The organism is Diaphorobacter ruginosibacter (genome assembly GCF_014395975.1).
GTDB classification, from domain to species: domain Bacteria; phylum Pseudomonadota; class Gammaproteobacteria; order Burkholderiales; family Burkholderiaceae_C; genus Diaphorobacter_A; species Diaphorobacter_A ruginosibacter.
Genome location: NZ_CP060714.1, coordinates 1,952,361 through 1,970,089, shown reverse-complemented (window position 1 = coordinate 1,970,089; position 17,729 = coordinate 1,952,361). Strand labels below are relative to the sequence as shown.

17 protein-coding genes are annotated in these 17,729 nt (G+C 62.6%); 9 read left to right on the top strand and 8 right to left on the bottom strand.

The window, feature by feature from the left end; genetic code table 11:
* The first annotated feature begins 7 nt into the window (after nucleotides 1-7).
* Both nadB and H9K76_RS08990 read left to right on the top strand, forming a co-directional pair.
* Nucleotides 8-1,555: an L-aspartate oxidase gene (nadB, locus tag H9K76_RS08995; RefSeq protein ID WP_187599693.1), complete on the top strand. Its 1,548-nt coding sequence runs from the start codon at nucleotides 8-10 to the stop codon at nucleotides 1,553-1,555.
* Nucleotides 1,556-1,711: 156 nt separating this feature from the next.
* Nucleotides 1,712-2,524 carry an IclR family transcriptional regulator gene (locus H9K76_RS08990; RefSeq protein ID WP_187599691.1) on the top strand — a complete coding sequence of 271 codons (813 nt, stop codon included), beginning with the start codon at nucleotides 1,712-1,714 and terminating at the stop codon, nucleotides 2,522-2,524.
* A gap of 99 nt (nucleotides 2,525-2,623) precedes the next feature.
* Here H9K76_RS08990 and H9K76_RS08985 read toward each other — a convergent pair whose 3' ends face one another.
* The 5 genes from H9K76_RS08985 to H9K76_RS08965 form a co-directional block, all read right to left on the bottom strand.
* Complete coding sequence (locus tag H9K76_RS08985; RefSeq protein ID WP_187599689.1) at nucleotides 2,624-3,766, bottom strand: serine hydrolase; 1,143 nt, start codon at nucleotides 3,764-3,766, stop codon at nucleotides 2,624-2,626.
* A 113-nt stretch (nucleotides 3,767-3,879) separates the two neighbouring features.
* Entirely contained in the window at nucleotides 3,880-5,418 is a 1,539-nt protein-coding gene (locus H9K76_RS08980) for a 2-isopropylmalate synthase (protein WP_187599687.1), read from the bottom strand.
* A gap of 359 nt (nucleotides 5,419-5,777) precedes the next feature.
* A complete protein-coding gene (gene ilvC, locus H9K76_RS08975; RefSeq protein ID WP_187599686.1) occupies nucleotides 5,778-6,794 on the bottom strand; it encodes a ketol-acid reductoisomerase in 1,017 nt (338 codons plus the stop codon).
* Between the two features lie 154 nt (nucleotides 6,795-6,948).
* A complete protein-coding gene (gene ilvN, locus H9K76_RS08970; protein WP_166066264.1) occupies nucleotides 6,949-7,440 on the bottom strand; it encodes an acetolactate synthase small subunit in 492 nt (163 codons plus the stop codon).
* Nucleotides 7,441-7,594: 154 nt separating this feature from the next.
* Nucleotides 7,595-9,379: an acetolactate synthase 3 catalytic subunit gene (locus H9K76_RS08965; protein WP_187599684.1), complete on the bottom strand. Its 1,785-nt coding sequence runs from the start codon at nucleotides 9,377-9,379 to the stop codon at nucleotides 7,595-7,597.
* Nucleotides 9,380-9,768: 389 nt separating this feature from the next.
* On the opposite strand from H9K76_RS08965, the gene H9K76_RS08960 reads away from it, so the two are divergent.
* The 6 genes from H9K76_RS08960 (at nucleotide 9,769) to H9K76_RS08935 (ending at nucleotide 13,468) form a co-directional block, all read left to right on the top strand.
* A complete protein-coding gene (locus H9K76_RS08960) occupies nucleotides 9,769-10,341 on the top strand; it encodes an RNA polymerase sigma factor (protein ID WP_187599682.1) in 573 nt (190 codons plus the stop codon).
* Complete coding sequence (locus H9K76_RS08955) at nucleotides 10,338-10,799, top strand: DUF3619 family protein (RefSeq protein ID WP_187599681.1); 462 nt, start codon at nucleotides 10,338-10,340, stop codon at nucleotides 10,797-10,799. Before H9K76_RS08960 ends, H9K76_RS08955 begins: the two co-directional genes overlap by 4 nt.
* Before the next feature lie 98 nt (nucleotides 10,800-10,897).
* Nucleotides 10,898-11,695 carry a DUF3106 domain-containing protein gene (locus H9K76_RS08950; protein ID WP_246475410.1) on the top strand — a complete coding sequence of 266 codons (798 nt, stop codon included), beginning with the start codon at nucleotides 10,898-10,900 and terminating at the stop codon, nucleotides 11,693-11,695.
* A 90-nt stretch (nucleotides 11,696-11,785) separates the two neighbouring features.
* Nucleotides 11,786-12,304 carry an RDD family protein gene (locus H9K76_RS08945; protein ID WP_246475409.1) on the top strand — a complete coding sequence of 173 codons (519 nt, stop codon included), beginning with the start codon at nucleotides 11,786-11,788 and terminating at the stop codon, nucleotides 12,302-12,304.
* Between the two features lie 154 nt (nucleotides 12,305-12,458).
* Nucleotides 12,459-12,860, top strand: coding sequence for a diacylglycerol kinase (locus H9K76_RS08940; RefSeq protein WP_187599675.1), 402 nt, complete (start codon nucleotides 12,459-12,461; stop codon nucleotides 12,858-12,860).
* Nucleotides 12,860-13,468 (top strand): LOG family protein, encoded by a 609-nt coding sequence (locus tag H9K76_RS08935; protein ID WP_187599673.1) that lies wholly within the window; start codon nucleotides 12,860-12,862, stop codon nucleotides 13,466-13,468. The genes H9K76_RS08940 and H9K76_RS08935 overlap by 1 nt, the downstream gene beginning before the upstream one ends.
* A 75-nt stretch (nucleotides 13,469-13,543) precedes the next feature.
* On the opposite strand, the gene H9K76_RS08930 is transcribed toward H9K76_RS08935, so the two are convergent.
* Both H9K76_RS08930 and H9K76_RS08925 read right to left on the bottom strand, forming a co-directional pair.
* On the bottom strand, nucleotides 13,544-13,882 hold the full coding sequence (locus tag H9K76_RS08930; protein ID WP_187599671.1) for a P-II family nitrogen regulator: 339 nt from the start codon (nucleotides 13,880-13,882) through the stop codon (nucleotides 13,544-13,546).
* A gap of 81 nt (nucleotides 13,883-13,963) precedes the next feature.
* Nucleotides 13,964-15,616, bottom strand: coding sequence for an NAD+ synthase (locus H9K76_RS08925; protein ID WP_187599669.1), 1,653 nt, complete (start codon nucleotides 15,614-15,616; stop codon nucleotides 13,964-13,966).
* 362 nt (nucleotides 15,617-15,978) lie between these two features.
* Between H9K76_RS08925 and H9K76_RS08920 the strand changes: the two genes are divergently transcribed.
* Nucleotides 15,979-17,190, top strand: coding sequence for a GNAT family N-acetyltransferase (locus H9K76_RS08920; protein ID WP_187600541.1), 1,212 nt, complete (start codon nucleotides 15,979-15,981; stop codon nucleotides 17,188-17,190).
* Here the strand turns inward: H9K76_RS08920 and H9K76_RS08915 are convergent.
* Nucleotides 17,187-17,720 (bottom strand): chemotaxis protein CheW, encoded by a 534-nt coding sequence (locus tag H9K76_RS08915; protein WP_187599667.1) that lies wholly within the window; start codon nucleotides 17,718-17,720, stop codon nucleotides 17,187-17,189. The two genes, H9K76_RS08920 and H9K76_RS08915, sit on opposite strands and share 4 nt — an antisense overlap.
* Nucleotides 17,721-17,729 lie beyond the last annotated feature (9 nt).

Genomic DNA, 17,729 nt, shown 5'->3' with positions numbered 1-17,729 from the left:
AGACACCATGCATTCCGACGTACTCATCATCGGCAGCGGCCTGGCAGGCCTTGCCGCTGCACTGTCCCTGCCCGAGGAATTGGCCATCACCGTGCTTTGCAAGGACACCGCCGAGACCTGTGCAAGCGCCTGGGCACAGGGCGGAATCGCGGCCGTCATGGATGAAGCCGGTGACAGTATCGAGGCCCATGTGCAGGACACGCTGGTCGCGGGCGCAGGCCTGTGCCATGAGCCCGCGGTGCGCGCCCTGCTTGCGCAAGGCCCTGCCGCCATTGCGTGGCTGCAGGAGGCAGGTGTGCGCTTCGACCAGTTGGATGACGCAAGCGCGCTGCACCTCACGCGGGAAGGCGGTCACTCGCAGCGCCGCATCGTGCATGTGGCGGACCGCACGGGTCAGGCCGTTCACGCTGCCCTGCTCGCACGCTGCCGCGCAAGGCCCAACATCCAGCTGCGCGCCGGGCACACCGCATTCGACCTGCTCACGAACACCAATGAATTCGGCAAGACGTTCTGCGCCGGAGCCTGGGTACTGCAGCCGGAAGGACCACCACGCGCCTTCACAGCCCGGCACACCGTGCTGGCCACAGGCGGCCTGGGGCAAGTGTTCTCGCACACGACCAATCCGCCACAGGCCACCGGCGACGGCGTCGCCATGGCCTGGCGCGCGGGCTGCCGCATCACCGACATGGAATTCATACAGTTCCACCCCACGGCCCTGCATATCGACGGGCGCGCGGCCGGGCTCATCACCGAGGCGCTGCGCGGTGAGGGAGCGCGGCTCCTGCTGCCCGGCGGCGAACGCTTCATGCCCCGGCATGATGAGCGCGCCGAGCTGGCGCCGCGCGACATCGTGGCCCGCGCCATCTGGAGTGAAATGCAGGAACGCGCCCTGTCCCATGTGCTGCTGGACATCTCGCACCAGCCGCGCGCATGGCTGGCGGCGCATTTCCCCCAGGTGACCCAGCTATGCGCCCGGCACGGCATCGACATTGCAGTCGACCCGATTCCAGTGGCACCCTGTGCGCACTATGCCTGCGGCGGGGTGCGCGCCGACGTGGATGGCACCACCGACGTGACGGGGCTGCATGCGATCGGAGAAGTGGCGTGCACCGGCCTGCACGGCGCCAACCGGCTGGCCAGCAATTCGCTGCTGGAATGCGTGGTGATGGCCCGTGCCATGGCGCTGAAGATTGCCTCGATGATCGCGCATGAGGCACCACAGCCGATGCACGCAGATATGCGCCTGTCGCGTCCCCCTCCAGCACTGGGGCCCTCCACGGCCGCCACCACCGAGGCCCACACGGTATGCCAAGCAGCACGGCACCGCGAACTGCAGGCCCTCATGAGTTCCGCCGCCGGCATGGTGCGAAGCGCCGATGCATTGGACCACGCGACCCGGCGCCTGCAGGCCATGCGCAGCGAACTGTCCGCCTCAGACCATGCACTGGCGAACCGTATCGACGTATGCATGCTCATCATCGATGCAGCCCGGCGCAGGCCGCTGAGCCGCGGCACCCATACGCGCATCGACGAGCAAGCAGCCATCGTCGCTTGATGGGTGGCCTGCGGGTTGTGCGGGCACCGCAGGCCGTCATCGCAAGCGGGCATTCCCATGCATCGGCGAATGGGTTTTCCGCTCTTCGGGGCGCCAAGCGCACACGAGCGGATTTCACAAGATAAAATGCACGCATCGCGAGACACACGGCCATCCATGAAAAAAAACTACCCAGATACCCCTGCCAAACCCAGCGTCCAGGTGCTGGAGCGCATGTTTGTTCTCATTGACGTGCTGGCTTCACGCGAGGAAGCCATTTCCCTGAAGGAAATCAGCGAAAAAACCGGGCTGCATCCCTCCACCACCCATCGCATCCTCAACGACCTGACCATCGGGCGCTTCGTCGATCGCCCCGAATCCGGCAGCTATCGTCTCGGCATGCGACTGCTGGAGCTGGGCAACATGGTGAAGGCGAGGCTGTCGGTGCGCGATGCCGCCATGGCCCCGATGCGCCAGTTGCACAAGCTGATCCAGCAACCCGTGAACCTGAGCGTGCGCCAGGGCGACGAGATCGTCTACGTGGAGCGCGCCTACAGCGAGCGCTCCGGCATGCAGGTGGTGCGCGCGATTGGCGGGCATGCACCGCTGCACCTCACCTCCACCGGCAAGCTGTTCCTCGCCGCCGATGATCCCCAGCGCGTACGGGCCTACGCCACCCGCACGGGCCTGCCCGGCCACACGCGCAACAGCATCACCCAGCTGCCGATTCTCGAGCGCGAGCTCGGCAAGGCCCGCCAATATGGCATCGCCCGCGACAACGAAGAGCTGGAGCTTGGCGTGCGCTGCATGGCGGCAGGCGTGTTCGACGACCAGGGCCAGTTGGTGGCAGGGCTGTCGATTTCCGCGCCGGCCGATCGCCTTGACGACAACTGGCTGCCCAAGCTGCAGACCACGGCCAGCGAAATTTCCCAGGCCCTGGGCTTCATCGAAGGCCAGCGCACGGCCTTCAACGGGCCGATCAACAACTGAACCTTCATCCCTGGCAGGCGACCCGCCGCCTTGGCTGGCGAAAACCCAATGAAAAAACCGCGCCATGCGCGGTTTTTTCATTGGGGTACCTGCCTACGATCAGCTGTTGTTGGCGTCCGCGTGCGCCATCACATGGCTGCCCGGATGCGAGGAGCGTTGCTCCACCCAGTTGCGCACACGCTCGGCATCGGCCAGGCGACTGAACTTGCCAGCGGAATCGAGGAACACCATGATCAGCTTGCGGCCGGACACCTGGGCCTGCATCACGAGGCAGCGGCCTGCCTCGTTGATGAATCCGGTTTTCTGCAGGCCGATGTCCCACGAAGGGCTCTTCACCAGTCGGTTGGTGTTGTTGAACTGCAGCGTACGTCGGCCCACCTCGACCTCGTAGCTGGGCGACGTGGTCAATTCGCGCAACAGCGGATCGTTATGCGCCACGCTCACGAGTTGTGCGAGATCGCGGGCACTGGCCTGGTTGGAGCTCGACAGGCCGGTGGGCTCCACATAGTGGGTGGACATCATGCCGATCTGGCGTGCCTTGGCATTCATCTTGGCAACAAACACTTCCATGCCGCCGGGATAGGTGCGGCCCAGCGCATGCGCAGCACGGTTCTCGCTCGACATCAGCGCCAGATGCAGCAGCTCACCGCGCGTCAGTGTCGTACCCACTGACAGGCGCGAGCGGCTGAACTTCTCGGTATCGACGTCGTCCTGGGTGATGGTGATCGACTCATCCATGTTCAGATGCGCCTCAGAGACCAAGAGGCCCGTCATCAGCTTGGTGAGCGAGGCGATCGGCAGCACGGCGCCCTCGTTCTTGCTGAGCAGGACCTCCTTCGTGTCCTGGTCGATCACCAGCGCCACGCTCGATTGCAGCGCAAGCGGATCCTGCACATCGTGCAGCCCGGCGATCTGGCCGAAGGATTGCGGCGGCGGGGTGTAGGCCACCGTGCGAACCGGTGCCTTGGCGCTGCGGGCCGAAAGCCTGGAGGACTTGCCGAGGGATGCCGTCACGCGGGCCGACTTGCCGCCCTTCGCCTTGGCCACCGCAGCGCTCTTGCGCGAAGGCTTTTCAGCCTTGGCGGCCGATTTCTTCGTGCTGGATGAAACTGCCTGTTTCTTGGCAACAACCGCCTTCTTTTTCTCCGCGGCGTGCGCCGCCGGCGCAGCCAAAGAGACGCTCAATGCGGTAAAAGCCAATACCTGAAAAAAACGGGCTGCGATGCGGTGACGAGCTTGCATCAAGATGCTCCAAGCGGCAAAAAACAGTTTCAGTGTACACAATCAAAAAAAGTCGCACAAGATCAAGACCTTACGCGACTCTTCAAGAAAGTGAGTTAATTATAAAACTGGGCTCATCCCTGAGCGGCCACTCGCTCCGATTTACTTTGTAACTTATTAAGCGCACTCAGATAGGCCTTGGCCGATGCGACCACGATATCGGGGTCCGCACCCACACCGTTCACCACCCTGCCGCTGCTCTGCAGGCGCACCGTCACTTCACCCTGGCTCTCTGTGGAGCCGCTGATCGCGTTCACGGAATAGAGCACCATTTCGGCGCCACTCTTCACATGCGATTCGATGGCCTTGAGCGAGGCATCGACCGGACCATTGCCATCCGCTTCGCCCTGCACCTCCTTGCCTTCAACGGTAAAGACCACTTTCGCATGAGGGCGTTCACCGGTCTCGCTGTGTTGCGAAAGCGACACGAAGCCGTACGAGTCCTTGTGCGACGAAGCATGCTCATCGCTCACCAGCGCGAGGATGTCCTCGTCGAAGATGTCGCTCTTGCGATCGGCCAGTTCCTTGAAGCGCGTGAACGCGGCGTTGATCTCGCCCTCGCTCTCCATCTCCACTCCCAGTTCCTGCAGGCGCTGCTTGAAAGCGTTGCGGCCGGAGAGCTTGCCCAGCACGATCTTGTTGGCGGCCCAGCCCACGTCCTCCGCACGCATGATTTCGTAGGTGTCGCGCGCCTTGAGCACGCCATCCTGATGGATGCCCGATGCGTGGGCAAAGGCGTTGGCCCCGACCACCGCCTTGTTTGGCTGCACCACGAAGCCGGTGGTCTGGCTGACCATGCGGCTGGCGGCCACGATGTGCTGCGTGTCGATGTTCACATCGAGGCCGAAGTAGTCCTTGCGGGTCTTGATGGCCATCACGACTTCTTCGAGCGAGCAATTGCCGGCACGCTCTCCCAGACCGTTGATCGTGCACTCCACCTGGCGCGCTCCGCCAATCTTCACGCCGGCCAGGGAGTTCGCCACGGCCATGCCCAGGTCGTTGTGGCAATGCACCGACCAGATCGCCTTGTCGGAGTTGGGAATGCGCTCGCGCAGGTTCTTGATGAACTCGCCATAGAGTTCCGGGATGGCGTAGCCCACGGTGTCAGGCACGTTGATGGTGGTGGCGCCTTCCTTGATCACGGCCTCGAACACACGGCACAGGAAGTCGGGATCGCTGCGATAGCCGTCCTCGGCGCTGAATTCGATGTCGCCGCACAGGTTGCGCGCAAAACGGATGGAGCTCACCGCCTGATCGAACACCTGGTCGGGCGTCATGCGCAGCTTCTTTTCCATGTGCAGCGGGCTGGTCGCCAGGAACACGTGGATACGCGCACTGTTGGCATCCGCAAGGGCCTCCGCCGAACGCGCGATGTCGCGGTCATTGGCACGCGAGAGCGAACAGATGGTCGAATCCTTGACGGCACCGGCGATCGAGCGGATGCACTCGAAGTCACCGTTGGAGCTGGCCGCAAAGCCGGCCTCGATCACATCGACCTTCAGGCGCTCCAGCAGACGTGCGATGCGCAGCTTTTCGTCCTTGGTCATCGACGCGCCGGGCGACTGCTCGCCGTCACGCAACGTGGTGTCGAAAATAATCAGTTTGTCAGTCATCGTGGTCTCCAGGGCGCTGCATCCCGTGCAGCTCGATCAGTTGAAAAGAACCGTATTCCAAGCGCAAAAACAAATGGCCCGCTGCGCTTGCATACGGGCCATCGGATGAACAATTCGCTCGCGCGCCAACATCACAGCCCGGAGGGCAGTAGAGCTAGAGCGAGAGCCAGTGTTTTCATGGAGCCACAATGTAGCACAACGGGCCGGAATACTGACTTGCTCGGGGATCGCCATATGCGACGAGAGCCGTCGTCCCTGCACCTTGCCGCCGCCCCAACGAGAGCGTGGGACAGTACCGGAGTCCCGGAAAGAAAAAAGCGCCCGCGAGGGGCGCTTTCAGCAATCGGATCCGAGGGGGATCAGTTGCGAGTCTGGTCAACCAGCTTGTTCTTGGCGATCCAGGGCATCATCGCGCGCAGCTTGCCGCCGACGATTTCGATGCTGTGATCGGCCGTGTTGCGACGGCGGGCAGTCATCGATGGATAGTTCAGGCGACCTTCCTGAATGAACATCTTGGCGTAGTCGCCGTTCTGGATGCGCTTGAGCGCATTGCGCATGGCCTTGCGCGATTCTTCGTTGATCACCTCGGGACCCGTCACGTACTCACCGAACTCGGCATTGTTCGAGATCGAGTAGTTCATGTTGGCGATGCCGCCTTCGTAGATCAGGTCAACGATCAGCTTGAGCTCGTGCAGGCATTCGAAGTACGCCATTTCAGGAGCGTAGCCGGCCTCGACCAGGGTTTCGTAACCCATCTTGATCAGCTCGACAGCGCCACCGCACAGGACGGCCTGCTCGCCGAACAGGTCGGTCTCGGTCTCTTCCTTGAAGTTGGTCTCGATGATGCCGGCCTTGCCGCCACCATTGGCCATGGCGTACGACAGGGCCAGGTCACGGGCCTTGCCGGACTTGTCCTGATGCACAGCCACCAGGTGGGGCACGCCGCCACCCTGGGTGTAGGTGTTGCGCACGGTGTGGCCAGGAGCCTTGGGAGCCACCATCCACACGTCCAGGTCGGCACGCGGCACGACCTGGTTGTAGTGCACGTTGAAGCCGTGTGCGAAGGCCAGCGATGCGCCCTGCTTGATGTTCGGCTCGACGTTGTTCTTGTACACCTCGGCGATCTGCTCGTCGGGCAACAGGATCATGACGACGTCGGCAGCCTTGACTGCGTCGTTGACTTCCAGAACGTTCAGGCCGGCCTTGCCGACCTTGTCCCAGGAGGCGCCGCCCTTGCGCAGGCCGACCACGACCTTCACGCCGCTGTCGTTCAGGTTCTGTGCGTGAGCATGGCCTTGGCTGCCGTAGCCAATGATGGCAACGGTCTTGCCCTTGATGAGGCTCAGATCACAGTCTTTGTCGTAGAAAACTTTCATTTCGGCTCCGGGGGGTTGGGTCTAGGGGTTGAAAAAGTAAAACTCAGGAAATGAATAAGAAGGCGGTGGTGAACGACGAACAGGCGCTTGGAAAATGGCTCGCCAACGAGAAACAGGAAAGAAGCGAGAAGAATCGAAGCGTCCGTCCTCGGCGTCACACGCGCAGAATGCGCTCTCCGCGTCCGATGCCGCTGGCACCGGTACGCACCGTCTCCAGAATCGCCGTGCGGTCGATCGCCTGCAGGAACGCGTCGTTCTTGCTTTGATCGCCTGTCAGTTCGACCGTGTAGCTCTTGTCCGTCACGTCGATGATGCGGCCACGGAAGATATCGGCCATGCGCTTCATCTCCTCACGCTCCTTGCCGACCGCGCGCACCTTCACCATCATGAGCTCGCGCTCGGTGTAGGAGCCCTCGGTGAGGTCGACCACCTTCACGACTTCGATCAGGCGGTTCAGATGCTTGGTGATCTGCTCGATCACGTCTTCCGAGCCGGTCGTCTGGATGGTCATGCGCGACAGCGATGCATCCTCTGTGGGAGCCACGGTCAGCGATTCGATGTTGTAGCCGCGTGCGGAAAAAAGGCCGACCACGCGAGACAGGGCTCCGGGTTCGTTTTCCAGCAGAACGGCAATGATGTGCTTCATGATGTGCGAGTCCTCTTTTCGCTGCCCTCCCCTGATGTCGGTAAACACCCGGCTCGGCAGACAATAGATTCGTCAAAAGGGCGTCATTCTGACTGAATGACGAGGAAGTTCCGATCCGGGAGAACCCCCGGATCGCGGAAAAGATGCTGAAGAATTACAGGTCTTCGGAGCCCAGCAGCATCTCGGTGATGCCCTTGCCGGCCTGCACCATCGGGAACACGTTCTCGGTGGGGTCGGTACGGAAGTCCATGAACACCGTGCGGTCCTTGAGCTTGCGGGCCTCGCGCAGCGCCGGCTCCACGTCCTGGGGACGCTCGATCAGCATGCCGACGTGGCCATAGGCCTCGGCCAGCTTCACGAAGTTGGGCAGCGAATCCATGTAGCTGTGGCTGTAGCGGCCCGAGTACTCGATCTCCTGCCACTGGCGCACCATGCCGAGATAGCGGTTGTTCAGCGCACAGATCTTGATTGGCGTGTCGTACTGCAGGCAGGTGGCCAGCTCCTGGATGTTCATCTGCACCGAGCCCTCGCCGGTGATGCAGAACACCTCGGATTTCGGCTTGGCCAGCTTGATGCCCATGGCGTAGGGAATGCCCACCCCCATGGTGCCGAGACCGCCGGAGTTGATCCAGCGGCGCGGCTCATCGAAGCGGTAGTACTGGGCGGCCCACATCTGGTGCTGGCCCACGTCGGACGTGATGTAGGTATCGGCGTCCTTGGTCATGTTCCAGAGCGTCTCCACCACATACTGCGGCTTGATCACACTGGTGTTGTCACGGTCATAGGCAAGGCAATCGCGGCCGCGCCATGTCTCGATCTGCTTCCACCACTGGGCCAGCGCGCCGGCGTCGGCACGGGTCGTGGTTTCGTTGATCATGTTGATCAATTCGGTCAGCACATCCTTCACGTCGCCCACGATGGGCACGTCCACCTTCACGCGCTTGGAGATGCTCGAAGGATCGATGTCGATGTGAATGATCTTGCGATCGTTCTGTGCGAAATGCTTGGGATTGCCGATCACGCGGTCGTCAAAGCGCGCACCCACGGCCAGCAGCACGTCGCAGTTCTGCATGGCGTTGTTGGCCTCGATGGTGCCGTGCATGCCCAGCATGCCGAGGAACTTCGGATCGGACGCGGGGTATGCACCCAGGCCCATCAGTGTGTTCGTGACCGGGTAGCCCAGCATATCCACCAGCGTGCGCAGTTCATTGGACGCATTGCCCAGCAGGACACCGCCACCGGTGTAGATGTAGGGACGCTTGGCGGTCAGCAACAGTTGCAGCGCCTTGCGGATCTGGCCGCCATGGCCCTTCTTGACCGGGTTGTACGAACGCATTTCCACGGTCTGCGGATAGCCGGTGTAGGGGGTCTTCTTGAAGGACACGTCCTTCGGGATGTCGACCACCACCGGGCCGGGGCGACCGGTGCGGGCGATGTGGAAGGCCTTCTTCATCGTCGTGGCGATGTCGCGAGCGTCCTTCACCAGGAAGTTGTGCTTGACGATGGGGCGCGTGATGCCAACGGTGTCGCATTCCTGGAACGCATCAAGGCCGATCGCGGGCGTGGGCACCTGGCCGGAGATGATCACCATCGGGATCGAATCCATGTAGGCGGTCGCAATGCCGGTCACGGCATTCGTCAGGCCCGGGCCGGATGTCACCAGCGCAACGCCGACGTCGCCGGTCGCACGCGCATAGCCGTCAGCGGCGTGAACGGCGGCCTGTTCGTGGCGCACCAGCACGTGCTGCATGGTGTCCTGCTTGTACAGGGCGTCGTAGATGTAGAGAACCGCACCGCCAGGATAGCCCCAGATGTACTGGACGCCTTCGGCCTGCAGGGATTTGATGAGGATTTCGGCGCCCATGAGGTCCTGGGAGCCGGTAGCTGCGCCACTGGTCGCGGCGGCTGCCGAGGAAAGTTCGGCTTTGGAGATTTCCATGATCGATCAACCTTTGTGAATTTCTCTAACGAAAAACCTTGGGTGCCCCTCGGTCGAGCTCTTGTGAAGCCGCCTTGGAACTTGAGGCCTCGGCCATGAGCGAGATGGTGTTCGCCGAACCGAGACCCGTTTGCGTTATTTGCTGCAGTGCACATTATTGCACCTTGTGGAGCCTTCGCGTCGGGTCATATTCAAAAAAACCACTGCCGAAGGCTGTCCGGGACCTTTTCGCGGCCTTTTGGCGACCCTTTCGCGGGTTTGCCGGCAGGGCAGCGCCATGCATGAAATGATTGCAAACACGCTCTGATGTCATAATCCCGGGATCAGCAACCATGGGCCGACGTGTTTGTCGCGAGGCTCAGCCAGTCCCCCTAGCGGGACAGTTTCATTTGGCCTCCGAACAAGAACTGTCAGACTTTCTCAAGAGCGTGGATAAGCGTGCCTTCAAACGCACGGTCTATCACGTGCGCGACGAGGAAGCCGCCCTGGATATCGTCCAGGACAGCATGATCAAGCTGGCTGAGCACTACGGGGACAAGCCTATCAACGAGCTTCCGATGCTCTTCCAGCGCATTCTCTCGAATTGCACGCTGGACTGGTTCCGCCGACAAAAAACTCGTAACGCTTTGTTTACGAGCATGAGCGATTTTGAAAGCTCGAACGATGAATCCGGGGATTTCGACCTGCTCGAAATCCATTCTTCAGAGGGAAACGACCGGGAAGAGACGCAAAGCGCCGAAGATCTCGTGCGCCGCAAGCAGGTTCTCAAGGAGATCGAAAACGAGATCCAGGAACTGCCGACACGTCAACGGGAAGCCTTTCTCATGCGTTACTGGGAGGAAATGGACGTTGCAGAAACGGCGGCAGCAATGGGCTGCTCCGAAGGAAGCGTCAAAACCCATTGCTTCAGAGCAATACAGACACTCAGCAAGGCACTGAAGGCTAAAGGAATCGAGCTATGAACAGCCATACCTCAGAAAACTCGACCAATACAGCCGCAGATCGTTTTGCTCGTCGGGTGGTCGCCCGGCTTGACCAGGGCACCGGCGAGCTTCCGTACGACATCACGGAACGACTGCGCGCAAGTCGCATGCAGGCACTTGCCAAGCGCAAGCGTCCCGTCGTCGCGGTATCCCGTCCGGTCGTGGCCGAGCCCGTCATCCTGCACAGCGGCCACACGGCCTCACTGGGCGGCGGCTGGGGCAGCGAAGGCGGCAACTGGTGGCGCGCCCTGGTGTCCGCCGTGCCCGTGGCAGCCCTTCTCGTGGGCCTGTTCGTGGTCGGGGTGAATCAGAATGAGGCTGGCGCCAACGAAATGGCCGAGGTCGATGCAGCCCTTCTCACCGACGACCTGCCTCCAGAGGCCTATACTGACCCTGGTTTTCTGCAATTCCTGAAAACCTCCCAGCACAAACCTTAAAGAACACTGTCGGCTGACCACCGATTTGCATGCAGAGATTGGCGCCAGAAGAATCCACCCGTACCGCTACACACACAGCCCCCTTCATTGGGGGTCTGTTGGTTCTGGCCTGTCTGGCTGTCGGAGCATGGAAGAGCACGGCCTACCTCGAAATCGCCCCCACCATTCCCGTTCCCGTGGAGGCCCTGCCCGGTAGCCGCACCAACGTGCGTCCAGGCATGACTGCCCCGAAGACGCCTGTCGGTGTCAATCTGGGTGGCCCCGCATGGGGTGAACTCAGCAGCACGCAGCGGGATGCACTCTCCCCGCTCGCAGGGCGCTGGCCCCAGTTGAGCGAGGGACAGAAGCGGCATTGGATCAATCTCGCATCCAATTTCGAGTCCATGAGCGAAGAAGAGCAGGGCAAGATGCTCAGCCGCATGACCGAATGGGCCAATCTGAGCGCGCAGCAGCGCAGCCAGGCCCGCTTGAACTATGCAGCCACCAGCACCCTGTCGCCTGACGACAAGCGAGCACAGTGGGAAGCCTACCAGGCGCTCAGCGAGGAAGAAAAGAAGCGCCTTGCGTCCAAGGCTGCACACAAGCCGTTTGGTGCGGCCGTGGCCCTCAAGCCGGTTTCTCCCAAGAAGCTGGTCCGGATTCCCGCAGCCACGACGGTTGCCCCCACCCAGCCGAACCCGCCCAAGATCCCGCCCTTGACGGACTACCATGTGCCGCATGCTTACCCGCCAGCTCCGGCCCCTGCACCGGCAACCCCGCCCGTGATCGAGACCGCACCGGTTCAGGGTGCATCGGCCGTGGCGGCCCCTCTGCCGCCACTCAATCCCGCGTCGGCAGCAGAGTCGGAGGAGAGTGTGGATCTGCGCGACATCACCTCGGTCAACTCCCCGCAATAGCGCGACGAGCGAAACTCCCGCATCCATCTGCCCGCCACCCACCGCATGAACGCCCAGCCCCCTTCCGGCCCATCCGCAAACGCCCAGCCAATGGCAGCTCCGCCGGCCGTACAGGAGGGCAAGACCCCGCCCCTGAAGCGACGCATGGCATGCTGGCTCTACGAGGGGATTCTGATGTTCGGCGTGGTGTTCATTGCGGGCTACCTCTACAGCTCCCTCACGCAGACGCGCAACGCACTGGACAATCGCCATGGGCTGCAGGCGTTTCTCTTCGTGATTTTCGGCATCTACTTCGTTTGGTTCTGGGCCAAGGGGCAGACACTTGCGATGAAGACCTGGAACATCCGCGTGGTGGACATCCACGGGCGCCCGATCTCCCAGACTCGCGCCCTGCTCCGCTACGTGCTGTCGTGGATGTGGTTCCTGCCACCGTTGGCGGTGAGCTGGGGCTTCCACCTCGGCGCTGGCGAGGCCATCGTCATTCTGGGCGGCTGGATCGCCGTGTGGGCGATCCTGAGCCGCTTTCACCCCGATGGGCAGTTCTGGCACGACGCCCTGGCGCGCACGCGCCTGATTCACTCGCAGCCACTGACCCGCAACCGCAAGTAGGCGGCCTTCCCGACGCCGCTTGGCGGATCCGGACGGCAGCACAATGACTCGCGGACTGCGTTAGGATCAAGAGGTGGCGTGCATGTCGCCCTCGTTTTTCATTCACCAGACCGTGCGGCCCTGCCCACGCGGTGTACACGCCTTCGCAGCCTTCATGGACCGACCCGATACCCCACCACCCCTACCGCACCCTCACAAGGCGCGCACGGGCCTCAACCGCCTCGTGCATGCGTTCGGATACTCGATGCAGGGGCTTGTGGCGGGCTGGCACGAGAAGGCCTTCCGTCTCGAGGCCTGCCTGGCGGTCGTGCTGCTGCCCCTGTCGTTCTGGGTGGGCACCAATTGGCTTGAAACAGGCCTGCTGGCCGCGGTGGTCGTGCTGGTGCTGATCACCGAGCTCCTCAACTCCGGCATCGAGGCGGCCATCGACCGCATAGGCCCCGAGCTGCACGAGTTTTCCAAGCGCGCAAAGGACATGGGCAGCGCTGCCGTGCTGCTGTCCCTGATGCTGTGCGGCGCCGTCTGGGCTGCGGCCCTGTACCAAAGGTTCATCTGATGTCATCCCCCTCTGCTTCTCAACCCGCTTTTTCTATCTGCGTCTACCTGGGCTCACGCCCCGGTGAGAATCCTGCATTCACGCAGGCGGCCAAGGACGTCGGCCAATGGATTGGCGAACACGGAGGACAACTGGTCTATGGTGGCGGGCGCAGCGGCCTGATGGGCACCGTGGCCGAATCCACCCGCAAGGCTGGCGGCCGTGTCGTCGGAGTGATCCCGAAGGCATTGGTCGACAAGGAACTGGCCAATCAGTCCTGCGACGAGCTGCATATCGTGAACAACATGCATGAACGCAAGGCCATGATGGCCGAGCGCAGCGATGCGTTCATCGCCCTGCCCGGCGGCATCGGAACCTTCGAGGAACTGTTCGAGATCTGGACCTGGCGCCAGCTCGGCTACCACGACAAGCCGGTGGGCCTGCTCAATGTCGACGGCTATTACGACGGCCTGCTCGGCTTTCTGGGCACGAGCGTGAGCTCCGGCCTCATGAGCGAATGGCAGATGGATCTGATCTCGGCCGGCAGCGACATGGATGCGCTGATGCGCAAGCTGGTTCAGGAGGCCGGGAACAACATGTCGCAGATTCCGCTCAGGGATGTGATTTGATGCCCTGACCGGCCTGGGCTGCCTCGTCTCTGCAAAGGGGCTGCGCCGCCGCCGGCCCGGGACCGCTTTGTTGCCTCAGACCGCTGCGTCGTCCAGATCACCAGTACGGATGCGGATCACGCGCTCGACCTCCGTCACAAAGATCTTTCCGTCGCCGATCTTGCCGGTGCGCGCCGCGTTGACGATCGAGTCCACGCAGCGATCCACATCCTCCGCGCGCACCACCACTTCGATCTTCACCTTGGGCAGGAAGTCCACGACATACTCGGCACCGCGGTACAGCTCCGTATGCCCCTTCTGGCGACCAAACCCCTTGACCTCGGTGACAGTCAAACCGGTCACGCCGCACTCAGCCAACGCCTCACGGACTTCTTCGAGCTTGAACGGCTTGATGACGGCGGTGATCATTTTCATGACGGGAACTCCTGATGTTTGTGAAAGCTGACGGGGCATGTTGCAAGGGCTCGTCGTCCTGGACGAAGGGCCCGGCAACGGTCACGCCCGGAATTTGTTGGTGATGGGATAGCGCCAGTCCTTGCCGAAGCTGCGCCGCGTCACGCGCACGCCGACGGGCGCCTGGCGGCGCTTGTACTCGTTGATCTTAATGAGTCGGGTCACACGATCGACATCGGCCGGCGGAAAACCCGCAGAGATGATGGAGTCAATCGGTTCATCGCGCTCCATATAGCGCTCAACGATCGCGTCCAGCACCTCGTAGGGTGGCAGGCTGTCCTGGTCCTTCTGATCGGGGCGCAGCTCGGCACTGGGCGGGCGCGTGATGATGCGCTCGGGAATGGGATTGGCGCCGCGGCCGTAGGGATCGTTTTCATTGCGCCAGCGCGCAAGGGCAAACACACGCGTCTTGAGCACGTCCTTGATGACAGCGAAGCCGCCCGCCATATCACCGTATAGCGTGCAGTAGCCCGTGGCCATTTCGCTCTTGTTGCCCGTGGTGAGCACCACCGAGCCGAATTTGTTGGACAGCGCCATCAGCAGCGTGCCGCGGATACGGGCCTGCAGATTCTCCTCGGTCGTGTCCTCTGGCAGGCCGGCGAAATCATGCGCCAACGCGGCCTTGAAGGCCTCGAACTGCGGTGCAATGGAAATTTCCTCGTACTGCACGCTCAGGCGCTCGGCCATGTCGCGCGCATCGATCCAGCTGATGTCGGCCGTATAGGGGGACGGCATCATCACCGTGCAACAGCGATCCGCCCCCAGTGCATCGACCGCAATGGCCAGCACCAGCGCCGAATCGATGCCTCCCGACAGACCGAGCAACACGCCGGGAAAGCCGTTCTTGCCCACATAGTCCCGGACACCAGTGACGAGCGCCTCCCACATCTGCGATTCCCAACCCATCTCGGGCGAGAGCATGCCGGACAATGTGATCGCATCCTGTTCCACGGTGGCATCGACCTGCGCAAGCAGTTCCTCGAACGACGGCGCGCGCATGGCCACACTGCCATCGGCGTTCAGCGCGAACGATGCCCCTTCGAACACCACTTCGTCCTGTCCGCCGACCAGATGGGCATAGACCAGCGGCAAGCCTGTTTCGCGCACGCGCTCACGCATTTCGGATTCGCGCTCGGCACTCTTGCCGACATGGAAAGGGGATGCGTTGATGCACACCAGCATCTGTGCACCGGCCTTTGCCGCCGATGCCGCCGGCTCGGCGAACCAGGCATCCTCGCAGATCAACAGGCCGATGCGGATCCCGTCCACCTCGAACACGCAATCGCCACGACCCGGCACGAAATAGCGCTGCTCATCGAATACCTCATAGTTGGGCAGGCGCTGCTTTGCGTAAGTCTGCTCCACCCGGCCGTCGCGGACGATGCTGGCCGCGTTGTGGCAGCGCCCTCCGGGGTCATCGCTGATCCCCCGGGGATGCCCCACCACCAGGACCAGGCCCGGCCACTGCGCGCTCGCCTCGGCAATCTGCGCCAGCGCGGCATCACAGGCCTGCAGGAATGCGGGTCGCAAAAACAGGTCTTCAGCTGCATAGGCGGCAAGCGCCAGTTCTGGCGTCAGCAGGACGCGGGCACCTTCGGCATGGGCGGTACGCGCGGACTCGATGATCTTCCGGGCGTTGCCCTGGATGTCGCCCACGACAAAGTTCTGCTGGGCAATGCGGATGGCAAATGACATGGCGGGAGGGAATGTGACTGCGGTCATTATGTCATCGCACTTTCACCTGCGCGGCCATGGAAGCCAAAGGCCTTGCCGTCCAGTTTTCCCCACAAATGCTGGACAGTGCTGTGGATAGTGAAGGGAAAGCCTTGTATCACTGGTGCAAGTCATTGAATAAAAATGACTTTTCCAATGTGCACGATTTTTAAGCACTGCATCGCATGCCGCCATCTCCCTCAGTGGCGTGCAGATACGCAATTTCGGTCATCATCCAGTGATCTCACCGCATTGCCGCCACCGCGAACTCCGTGCCAGCCTCTCACCATCCCCCATCGACAGAAGACGACGCCTCCGCCACGCCACTCCGCCATGTGCTGGAGATGTTCGGCAGCGCCGCCGAGGTGGACGCCGCACAGTGGAACGCACTGCTCGGCATGCAGGCCCACCCCACGCCCTTCCTCGCGCACGCCTATCTCGCGGCCATGGAGCAAAGCGGCAGCGCCACGCCAGATACCGGGTGGACACCGGTCTACTTCACGCTGCGAAGCGAAGAATCGGCAACCGGGCATCCCGCGCCCTGGGATGCCGCCTGCGTGCTGTACCTGAAGCCGCATTCTTACGGCGAATACGTGTTCGACTGGGCCTGGGCCGATGCCTATGAGCGCCACGGACTGCCGTACTACCCGAAGGCCGTCGTGGCCGTGCCCTTCACACCCGTTCCCGGCTCCCGGCTGCTCGCGCGCGACGCGCACCAACGGGAGATGCTGCTGCGTGCCGTGGTCGGCTGGGCCAGGGATGCGGGCCTGTCCTCGCTTCACATGCTGTTCGCCGATGAAGCCGACCTGCAGGCTGCGAGCAGCGCCGGGCTGATGCTGCGCCACACGGTGCAGTTCCACTGGCAGAACCAGCACCCGCAGACCGGCCTGCCCTTTGGGGATTTCGACGCATTCCTCGCGTCGCTCCATCAGGAAAAGCGCAAGAAGATCCGCCAGGAACGCCGCCGCGTCCTGGATGCCGGCGTGCATTTCCGCATTCTCGAGGGCACGCAGATATCCGCTGCCGATTGGGATTTCTTCTATGCCTGCTACGAGCGCACCTACCTCGAACACGGCAACGCTCCCTATCTCACCCGCACGTTCTTCGAGCACATGCGCCTGGATATGTCGGAGCATTGGGTGCTGTTCGTCGCCGAGCGCGAGGGCCGGCCCATTGCAAGCAGCCTGATCGCCTTGCAGCCTGCCGTGGACAATCACCCCACCGTAGCCTACGGACGATACTGGGGCGCGCTCGAACGCGTGGACTGTCTGCATTTCGAGGCCTGCTACTACCAGCCGCTGATGTGGTGCATCGAAAAGGGCATTGCTCGCTTCGAGGGCGGAGCCCAGGGACAGCACAAGATGGCGCGGGCCCTCTTGCCGGTTCAGACCACCAGCGCGCACTGGCTGGCCCACCCGGGCTTTGCGGACGCCGTGGAGCGCTTTCTGGAGCGCGAGGGCCAGGGTGTCGCCCACTACCTGGACGAGTTGCGAGAACGCAGCCCCTTCAGGCATGCGGCGCCTGCGGCTGAAGACCTGGCGCGAGTTCAGGGCTAAGGCACGGACTCCGGCTGGCCCGCCTGCTGCAGAAGGCCCATCTCGGCCGGGCTGAGCAGCGACTCGATATCGACCACGATGAGCATTCCGCCGTCGACATTCGCAATGCCCCGGACAAAGGCCGTGTCCACCGCACCCTGAAAACGCGGCGCGGGCTTGATCGCGTCATCCTGCAGCGCCACGACATCCGCCACGGCATCCACGATCGCGCCCAGCAGCATGTCCTGCACCTTCAGCACGATGACCACAGTGAACGCGTTGTAGCTCGCCTCGGCGCAATGCAGCTTCAGCCGCAGGTCGACGACCGGCACGATGACTCCGCGCAGGTGCAGCACCCCCTTGACGAACTCCGGAGCATGCGCCAGGCGGGTGGGCTCCTCGTAGGAGCGAATCTCCTGTACGCACAGGATGTCGATGCCATAGACCTCCGCGCCCAGACGGAACGTCAGGTACTTGAGCACCGGGACGCTGGGGGCCTGCTGCGCGGCACGACGCGAAGAGGAGGAGCGCAGGGAGGAGATGGGCAGCATGGGCAGAGG

What these genes read in the sequence shown, in the direction of transcription:
- nadB (WP_187599693.1), top strand. Translation starts at nt 8, where the DNA reads ATGCATTCCGACGTACTCATCATCGGCAGCGGCCTGGCAGGCCTTGCC.
- H9K76_RS08990 (WP_187599691.1), top strand. Translation starts at nt 1,712, where the DNA reads ATGAAAAAAAACTACCCAGATACCCCTGCCAAACCCAGCGTCCAGGTG.
- H9K76_RS08985 (WP_187599689.1), bottom strand. Translation starts at nt 3,766, where the DNA reads ATGCAAGCTCGTCACCGCATCGCAGCCCGTTTTTTTCAGGTATTGGCT.
- H9K76_RS08980 (WP_187599687.1), bottom strand. Translation starts at nt 5,418, where the DNA reads ATGACTGACAAACTGATTATTTTCGACACCACGTTGCGTGACGGCGAG.
- ilvC (WP_187599686.1), bottom strand. Translation starts at nt 6,794, where the DNA reads ATGAAAGTTTTCTACGACAAAGACTGTGATCTGAGCCTCATCAAGGGC.
- ilvN (WP_166066264.1), bottom strand. Translation starts at nt 7,440, where the DNA reads ATGAAGCACATCATTGCCGTTCTGCTGGAAAACGAACCCGGAGCCCTG.
- H9K76_RS08965 (WP_187599684.1), bottom strand. Translation starts at nt 9,379, where the DNA reads ATGGAAATCTCCAAAGCCGAACTTTCCTCGGCAGCCGCCGCGACCAGT.
- H9K76_RS08955 (WP_187599681.1), top strand. Translation starts at nt 10,338, where the DNA reads ATGAACAGCCATACCTCAGAAAACTCGACCAATACAGCCGCAGATCGT.
- H9K76_RS08945 (WP_246475409.1), top strand. Translation starts at nt 11,786, where the DNA reads ATGGCAGCTCCGCCGGCCGTACAGGAGGGCAAGACCCCGCCCCTGAAG.
- H9K76_RS08940 (WP_187599675.1), top strand. Translation starts at nt 12,459, where the DNA reads ATGGACCGACCCGATACCCCACCACCCCTACCGCACCCTCACAAGGCG.
- H9K76_RS08935 (WP_187599673.1), top strand. Translation starts at nt 12,860, where the DNA reads ATGTCATCCCCCTCTGCTTCTCAACCCGCTTTTTCTATCTGCGTCTAC.
- H9K76_RS08930 (WP_187599671.1), bottom strand. Translation starts at nt 13,882, where the DNA reads ATGAAAATGATCACCGCCGTCATCAAGCCGTTCAAGCTCGAAGAAGTC.
- H9K76_RS08925 (WP_187599669.1), bottom strand. Translation starts at nt 15,616, where the DNA reads ATGTCATTTGCCATCCGCATTGCCCAGCAGAACTTTGTCGTGGGCGAC.
- H9K76_RS08920 (WP_187600541.1), top strand. Translation starts at nt 15,979, where the DNA reads ATGTTCGGCAGCGCCGCCGAGGTGGACGCCGCACAGTGGAACGCACTG.
- H9K76_RS08915 (WP_187599667.1), bottom strand. Translation starts at nt 17,720, where the DNA reads ATGCTGCCCATCTCCTCCCTGCGCTCCTCCTCTTCGCGTCGTGCCGCG.